A 6,023-nucleotide genomic window follows, 5' to 3' on the forward strand; every position below is an offset into this window, starting at 1 on the left:
GCATTAATAGCTAGATTAAACAGTCTGTTTCCGTAATCTTCATCAATATAAACGCCGTTTTCTTCAACGTCCAGTGCACCTTCTTCAATGTTAGGGTCATCTCTGCGTGCCTGTGTGAATCCATGTAGGCCAACTTCCTCATATTCATGGACATTTGCCTGATTTTCAAGTTCGTTCTCATTGACAATGCCTAAGACTTTTGCCATGGAAAGTTCGCCGCTTCCTCCGTGTGGGCCTTCTGATGAGATTACCTTATTGTTGAAGGTAATGGATAGGCCTGTCTTGTCCTCAATGTCCCACAGTTCGGCCACAAGCGGAATATTTCCTCCGTGAGCATTAACGATGACGACCTTTTCAATGTCCAGGAATTTCTTTGCAGAATTAAGTGTGCTGATAACATTCTCTTTCAGTTCTTCAAGGGAAACGTGCACTCCGTGGTCGATTGTGTCCAGTTCGTATGCAGGAAAGATTATTCCTAAAAATTTTGCTCCGCTTAGAAGTGATGCCTGAAATGCGATGTGTGCACCGATCTTTGCATCGGTGTCGATTGGCAATGCAGGACCATGGTTTTCCAGGTGTGATCCGAGTGCTATTATTCCGATTTTGTGAACTTGTGGGTCTTTGATTTTTCCTGCTCTGTATCTCAGTTCTGCCATATCATCACCATCATATTTCAAAGTTCCAGATATCGTCGCCTACATAATGTTTGGTTTCAACGGCTTTTCCTGAATCGTTTGCAACCATTTCTTCTCCGCTGATTAGACTTACTCCAATAGCCAGCGGTTTTCCGTGGGTTTCATCAATGATAAGTACGATGTCTCCCTCTTCAACTCCTTCTGATGTTGCCACGATTCCGGGACTCATGATGTCTGCACCATTGCTTACGAATCTTATGGCTCCCATATCAACGGTCACTGTTTTTGCTTCAATCTGATTGGCTAAAGCTGCTTTCAGTGTTGGGAACGGCTTGTCATCAATGATTATGATGTACGGTTCACCGTCCACTAAAATGAATGAATTAGGTTCCGCTTCAAGTATTTCAACGTTCTTTTTGCCTTCAAGCAAACTGCTGTATTCGCCCAATTCAGCTTTTATCGCCTTGATTTTTTTCTTTTTTAAGAAATTTCTTTTTTTAACTTTTATAGCCATGTTGTATCCCACAATATATTAATGAATAATATTTTGTATTTTCAATAAATAAACCTATTTGTTGGCTCTCAGGAATACGTCATTGTAATCTATTTCTTCCCCCAGTCCTGCCTTCATCAGCGGCTGGTCTTTCCATGCGTATTGCGTTATTGTATGTGCGTTGTTGTCCCTCAGCGCTTCAATGCATGAATTGATTACGACGAGTTCATCTGAATCGAATTTTGGAAGGGGTATGACTGTCGGATAATATCTGTGGATGGTTCTGTTGTAATACGGTTCCTTTCTCATGAACAGCTGCTTTTTGGCTATAAGATTTTCTGTTATCCTTCTGAAATGCTTTGGCTTTATGCCCCGTTTGGATTTGATGTATGTTTCTTTGGTTAGATGGGTTCCGTAAATCTCGTAGAAATTAAAGTCAATGAAGTACATGATTGTGCAGAGCACAGTCTTTCCCAGATTGGGTTTGTTCATTGATCTGAACAGTATGTACATGATGAGGTTGATATATTTTTCTTCATTGATTTTCATTTTGTGGCCTGGTGATGGTTGGGTGATATTGGTTATGTTGGCGGTTTAATTTAAATGGAGTGGGAGAGCATTTGAAGACTAATTTAAATAGCAGTTCCATTAATTAATTAATATTGACATTATTTTTTCATTATTTGGGCCTAAAATAAGGTAACATTTATATAGTAGGTTAGTTATAGTTAATAGTATTAGTTTTAATTAGGTTTTGTCTTATCTTAACTTGATTATATTATGAATTTACTAATTCAAATTAAAAACTAAAAATTTTTGATAATATAAGGTGATATAATGAGCGGACAAAATGTTCAAAGACCACTTGACGCATTAGGAAAATCTGTTGACTCTCCAGTTTTAATAAAACTCAAAGGAGATCGTGAATTTAGAGGTATACTTAAGAGCTTTGATTTACACATGAACCTGGTTCTTAATGATGCAGAAGAGTTACAAGACGGAGAAGTAACTAGAAGACTCGGTGTTGTACTCATCAGAGGAGACAATATTGTTTATATTTCACCATAAATATTATTCAATACTTTATTCGATCATATATTCTAACTATTCTAGGGAGGTGTATCAATGTCTAAGGGAACTCCATCAATGGGTAAAAAGAATAAAAAGACCCATATCAGATGCAGAAGATGTGGTAGAAACACTTATCACATACGTAAAAAAGTCTGTGCTTCTTGCGGATTCGGTAAATCCAAAAAATTAAGAAGATACAGTTGGCAAAACAAAAAACCAACTACTAGACAAAGATTAGTATAAGTTGGTTAAAACCTTGAAGATTATTAAATTAATCTTCTCTCAAATCTATTTTTAAAGTTACTTTTCACTCACTGACCATTTTAAATACTATTTTTCAGATAAGCTTATATAACAATTTAGATTATATTATGTTTAGGAGGTCTTATATGACTGATTTGAATGATATTGCTCGTGAAAACGATGTGAATTTAGAAAACTGTGTTGTTTTTGTAAGAGGCAACGATGACATACTGGCTGTTGACATTTCCAATGCAGGAATCAGACAGAGAAGTGATGACACCATGGGATTCACATTTTCAATCGCTCCAAAAAAGGCATTGGAACTGGAAAAATACTTCAGCAAATTCGCAACCGGAGAAAAATTCTACTTTGACATTTCACAAACCGGTTACAGGCCCGTCTATTACAGGGGATTGTCTCCAATGACAAAAGAGGTGAGCAGTGAATATCATCCGAAATTCAACATAACTCTGTTTGCTCAGAAAGCTATTGTTGAGCCTGAAGATTCCTATTTTGCGCCGACCTGCGCCTGCTGTGAATTCTGCCACATTGATTAAGGGTATTGTCATGTTCAGCAATGAATTTTCAAACATCATTACATTAACCAAAATAAGAAATGATGAAAGCATTGAGATTGATTCAAGAAATGTTCACATCCGCCAGAACCAGAATGGTCTTATGGCCTTAAGCTATGTTGCGCCGATTTTTGATATAATGGATCTGGAGAAGTTCTTTGATGATTTGATCTCTTCTGAAATGCTGGCTCTTGACATTGGTGGAACCGGCAAGTCAAGAGTAAGCTATAGGGGTCTGGTTGATGGTAAGGGGAAAAATTTCCCTCAAAACATGGACCACAGGATTATTCTCCTGCAGAAGCCTAAATTCAATGATGACAGGGAGAATGTTCAGATTACAGGATTTTCGAAATTCAAGCCGAGAGGCAGAATTTCCTGATTTTTTTTTAAAACTCGTCTTCAACGGCATCCCATAAGTCAACCGCCCATCCCTGGCCGGCATCAATCACCATATCAAGCAGTCTTACCTTGCCGTTGCGGAATCTGAATAGTCTGTAGTCCTGCTGAGGTTTTTTTGCAGTTCCTTCCTTGTTGCAGTCAAGATATACTCCGTCGCTGTACTCGGCTTCAAAGTCGCCTGCCTGAACAAAGTCTCCGACAAGGGAAAATCCGTTTCTAACGCTTTTGTCAAGTTCTTCAACAGTTTTTAACCATCCGCCCTGTGCTCTGAATTTTATGTCGGGGTCGACTTTTGTTATTTCTTCTTTCCAATTTATTATCATGTTACCAAATCCTTGATTATAGTTTGGGTAGTTCTTATTTAAATGAAAAGAGGTAGAGCATTTGATGAGTAATATTTATAACTATTGTTATATAATAATTATATATAATTCAAATTGCATAAATATATAATGATAAAATATTTATGGTCTTAATATGGATTTATTTGAAAAATTTGGCATTGAAACGGATAATGAATTGTTGTATGTCATGGCATTCACCCATTCGTCATATGGTTCAAAACATGATTTGAATTATAATTATGAAAGATTGGAGTTTTTAGGCGATTCAGTTTTAAATCTGATCGTATCCAAATATCTGTATTGCAAATATCCCCAATATGAAGAGGGAAAACTAACAAAATTAAGGGCGAATTATGTATGTCAAAATGCATTGATTTATTACTCTCACGAGCTGAATTTAAGAGAATATATGAATATTGATGTTGAAGATTCGTTATTGACTGAACATGAAGTGCTCTCCATTACTGCAGACGTATTCGAATCATTTTTAGGAGCCATATTCCTGGATCAGGGAATAGAATTTGCAAGGGAATTCCTTGCTAAGCATATCTTCAAGCATATTGATGAGGAAAGAATATTCTTTAGGGATTACAAATCCGCAGTAAAGGAATACGGAGATGCAGAGGAAGTGGAGGTAACCTATAATCTGATAGATGAAAGCGGTTATCCTCACGAGAAGACATTCATAATTTCAGTTTCAATAAACGGCGAGGAAATGGGTATCGGTAAAGGAAGAAGTAAAAAGGATGCTGAACAGGCAGCCGCTAAAATTGCGTTAGAAAAACTAAAAATTTCGGTGTTTTAAATGAATGATGAATCTGTAGGTATTGTCGAGACTAAATATTTTGATATTGCCGAACCAATCGATTTGGATAGTGGCAAAACCCTCAATAATGTTACTGTTGCTTATGAAACTTATGGTGAACTTAACAAGGAAAGGTCAAATGCCATTTTAATCTGTCATGCCCTTACTGGAGATGCCCACGCAGCAGGATGGCATAATGGAGATAAGAAACCTGGATGGTGGGAAATTGTCATAGGTCCCGGAAAGGCAATTGACACAGAAAAATACTTTGTCATATGTTCCAACGTGCTTGGAGGATGTAAAGGAACAACAGGGCCAAGTTCAATCAATCCGGAAACCGGTAAGGAATACGGTCTTGATTTTCCTGTAATCACAATCAGGGACATGGTCAAGGTTCAGAAAAAATTGGTTGACCATTTGCAAATCAGTCAGCTTTATGCAGTCATTGGAGGATCAATGGGAGGAATGCAGGTCCTCGAGTGGATGGTGTTATATCCTAAGATGATGAAAAAGGCAATGCCGATAGCTACAGCCGCAATGTCCTATCCTCAGCAGATTGCCTTTAATGCGGTAGGTCGCCAGTCAATCTTTTCAGATCCTAACTGGAATGGCGGAAATTATTACGAAACCGGTGAAATTCCAAGAAACGGCTTATCCTTGGCCCGTATGATAGCTCACATTACCTATCTCAGCGATGAATCAATGGACATCAAGTTCGGACGTGGCCTTCAGGACAAGGATGAAATCAGCTATGACTTTACAGTTGATTTCCAGGTCGAAAGCTACCTGAAATATCAGGGCGAATCCTTTGTAAAACGGTTTGATGCAAACAGCTATCTCTACATTACAAAAGCTGTGGATTTATTTGATTTATCAGTTACTAACTCTCTTATTGACGGTTTTAAAGATGTTGAATGTAAGGTCGAGGTGATATCAGTTGATTCTGACTGGTTATATCCGACCGAGCAGAGCACTGAAATCGTAACTGCCCTGAATGCCAATGATGTTGAAGTGTCATTTTCAGAAATCAAATCCAACTATGGCCATGATGCATTTTTACTTGAAAAAGGACAATTGAACTTCATCTTCTCAAAGTTCCTTTCAGACAAGATTGTTGATGATATAATGATGGAAGAAGTGGTTACAATCCGTGAAAATGCAGATGTTCAGGATGCAGCCAAACTGATGCTGGAAAAACATGTAACCCACATTCCTGTCGTCACTGATGACTACAAGCTAATCGGAATCGTAACAAGCTGGGATTTATCCAAATCCATAGCTACCAGTTCCAATCATCTTAAAGATATCATGACAACAACTGTCAAATACTGTAATTCAGAAGATACGATAGAGGAAATTGCCCGTAAGATGCGCAAGTTCGACATATCATGTCTTCCGGTTGTCGATGAGGACATGAAAGTTTTAGGTATGATTACAACCGATCAAATCAGTAATTTA

General features: G+C 37.8%; 10 protein-coding genes. 6 read left to right on the top strand and 4 right to left on the bottom strand.

Features of this window, described 5'->3' with window-relative positions; translation table 11 throughout:
* The 3 genes from arfB to QZU83_RS09765 all read right to left on the bottom strand — a co-directional run.
* Positions 1-656 (bottom strand): 2-amino-5-formylamino-6-ribosylaminopyrimidin-4(3H)-one 5'-monophosphate deformylase (gene arfB / locus QZU83_RS09755; RefSeq protein WP_295611807.1); only part of this gene is annotated, 656 nt, incomplete at its 3' end.
* A 10-nt stretch (positions 657-666) separates the two neighbouring features.
* A complete protein-coding gene (locus QZU83_RS09760; RefSeq protein WP_295611808.1) occupies positions 667-1,149 on the bottom strand; it encodes an RNA-binding protein in 483 nt (160 codons plus the stop codon).
* Between the two features lie 54 nt (positions 1,150-1,203).
* Positions 1,204-1,677, bottom strand: a complete 474-nt coding sequence (locus QZU83_RS09765; protein ID WP_295611809.1) for a type II toxin-antitoxin system antitoxin SocA domain-containing protein — start codon at positions 1,675-1,677, stop codon at positions 1,204-1,206.
* Positions 1,678-1,965: 288 nt separating this feature from the next.
* Here QZU83_RS09765 and QZU83_RS09770 point away from each other — a divergent pair, with 288 nt between their 5' ends.
* From QZU83_RS09770 to QZU83_RS09785, 4 genes are all read left to right on the top strand, one after another.
* A complete protein-coding gene (locus QZU83_RS09770) occupies positions 1,966-2,196 on the top strand; it encodes an LSm family protein (protein WP_116591755.1) in 231 nt (76 codons plus the stop codon).
* A gap of 57 nt (positions 2,197-2,253) precedes the next feature.
* Positions 2,254-2,442, top strand: coding sequence for a 50S ribosomal protein L37e (locus QZU83_RS09775; protein WP_067042784.1), 189 nt, complete (start codon positions 2,254-2,256; stop codon positions 2,440-2,442).
* A gap of 146 nt (positions 2,443-2,588) precedes the next feature.
* A complete protein-coding gene (locus tag QZU83_RS09780; RefSeq protein ID WP_295611810.1) occupies positions 2,589-2,999 on the top strand; it encodes a hypothetical protein in 411 nt (136 codons plus the stop codon).
* On the top strand, positions 2,956-3,396 hold the full coding sequence (locus QZU83_RS09785) for a hypothetical protein (protein ID WP_295611811.1): 441 nt from the start codon (positions 2,956-2,958) through the stop codon (positions 3,394-3,396). Before QZU83_RS09780 ends, QZU83_RS09785 begins: the two co-directional genes overlap by 44 nt.
* 7 nt (positions 3,397-3,403) lie before the next feature.
* Here the strand turns inward: QZU83_RS09785 and QZU83_RS09790 are convergent, their stop codons facing one another.
* Positions 3,404-3,739 carry a hypothetical protein gene (locus QZU83_RS09790; RefSeq protein WP_295611812.1) on the bottom strand — a complete coding sequence of 112 codons (336 nt, stop codon included), beginning with the start codon at positions 3,737-3,739 and terminating at the stop codon, positions 3,404-3,406.
* 154 nt (positions 3,740-3,893) lie between these two features.
* On the opposite strand from QZU83_RS09790, the gene rnc reads away from it, so the two are divergent.
* A complete protein-coding gene (gene rnc / locus QZU83_RS09795) occupies positions 3,894-4,565 on the top strand; it encodes a ribonuclease III (protein ID WP_295611813.1) in 672 nt (223 codons plus the stop codon).
* Positions 4,566-6,023, top strand: a 1,458-nt coding sequence (locus QZU83_RS09800) for a homoserine O-acetyltransferase (protein ID WP_295611814.1), incomplete at its 3' end; no start/stop codon positions are given.

The sequence above is a fragment of the uncultured Methanobrevibacter sp. genome (assembly GCF_902771435.1).
Lineage (GTDB): Archaea > Methanobacteriota > Methanobacteria > Methanobacteriales > Methanobacteriaceae > Methanocatella.

What these genes read in the sequence shown, in the direction of transcription:
- QZU83_RS09760 (WP_295611808.1), bottom strand. Translation starts at nt 1,149, where the DNA reads ATGGCTATAAAAGTTAAAAAAAGAAATTTCTTAAAAAAGAAAAAAATC.
- QZU83_RS09765 (WP_295611809.1), bottom strand. Translation starts at nt 1,677, where the DNA reads ATGAAAATCAATGAAGAAAAATATATCAACCTCATCATGTACATACTG.
- QZU83_RS09770 (WP_116591755.1), top strand. Translation starts at nt 1,966, where the DNA reads ATGAGCGGACAAAATGTTCAAAGACCACTTGACGCATTAGGAAAATCT.
- QZU83_RS09775 (WP_067042784.1), top strand. Translation starts at nt 2,254, where the DNA reads ATGTCTAAGGGAACTCCATCAATGGGTAAAAAGAATAAAAAGACCCAT.
- QZU83_RS09780 (WP_295611810.1), top strand. Translation starts at nt 2,589, where the DNA reads ATGACTGATTTGAATGATATTGCTCGTGAAAACGATGTGAATTTAGAA.
- QZU83_RS09790 (WP_295611812.1), bottom strand. Translation starts at nt 3,739, where the DNA reads ATGATAATAAATTGGAAAGAAGAAATAACAAAAGTCGACCCCGACATA.
- rnc (WP_295611813.1), top strand. Translation starts at nt 3,894, where the DNA reads ATGGATTTATTTGAAAAATTTGGCATTGAAACGGATAATGAATTGTTG.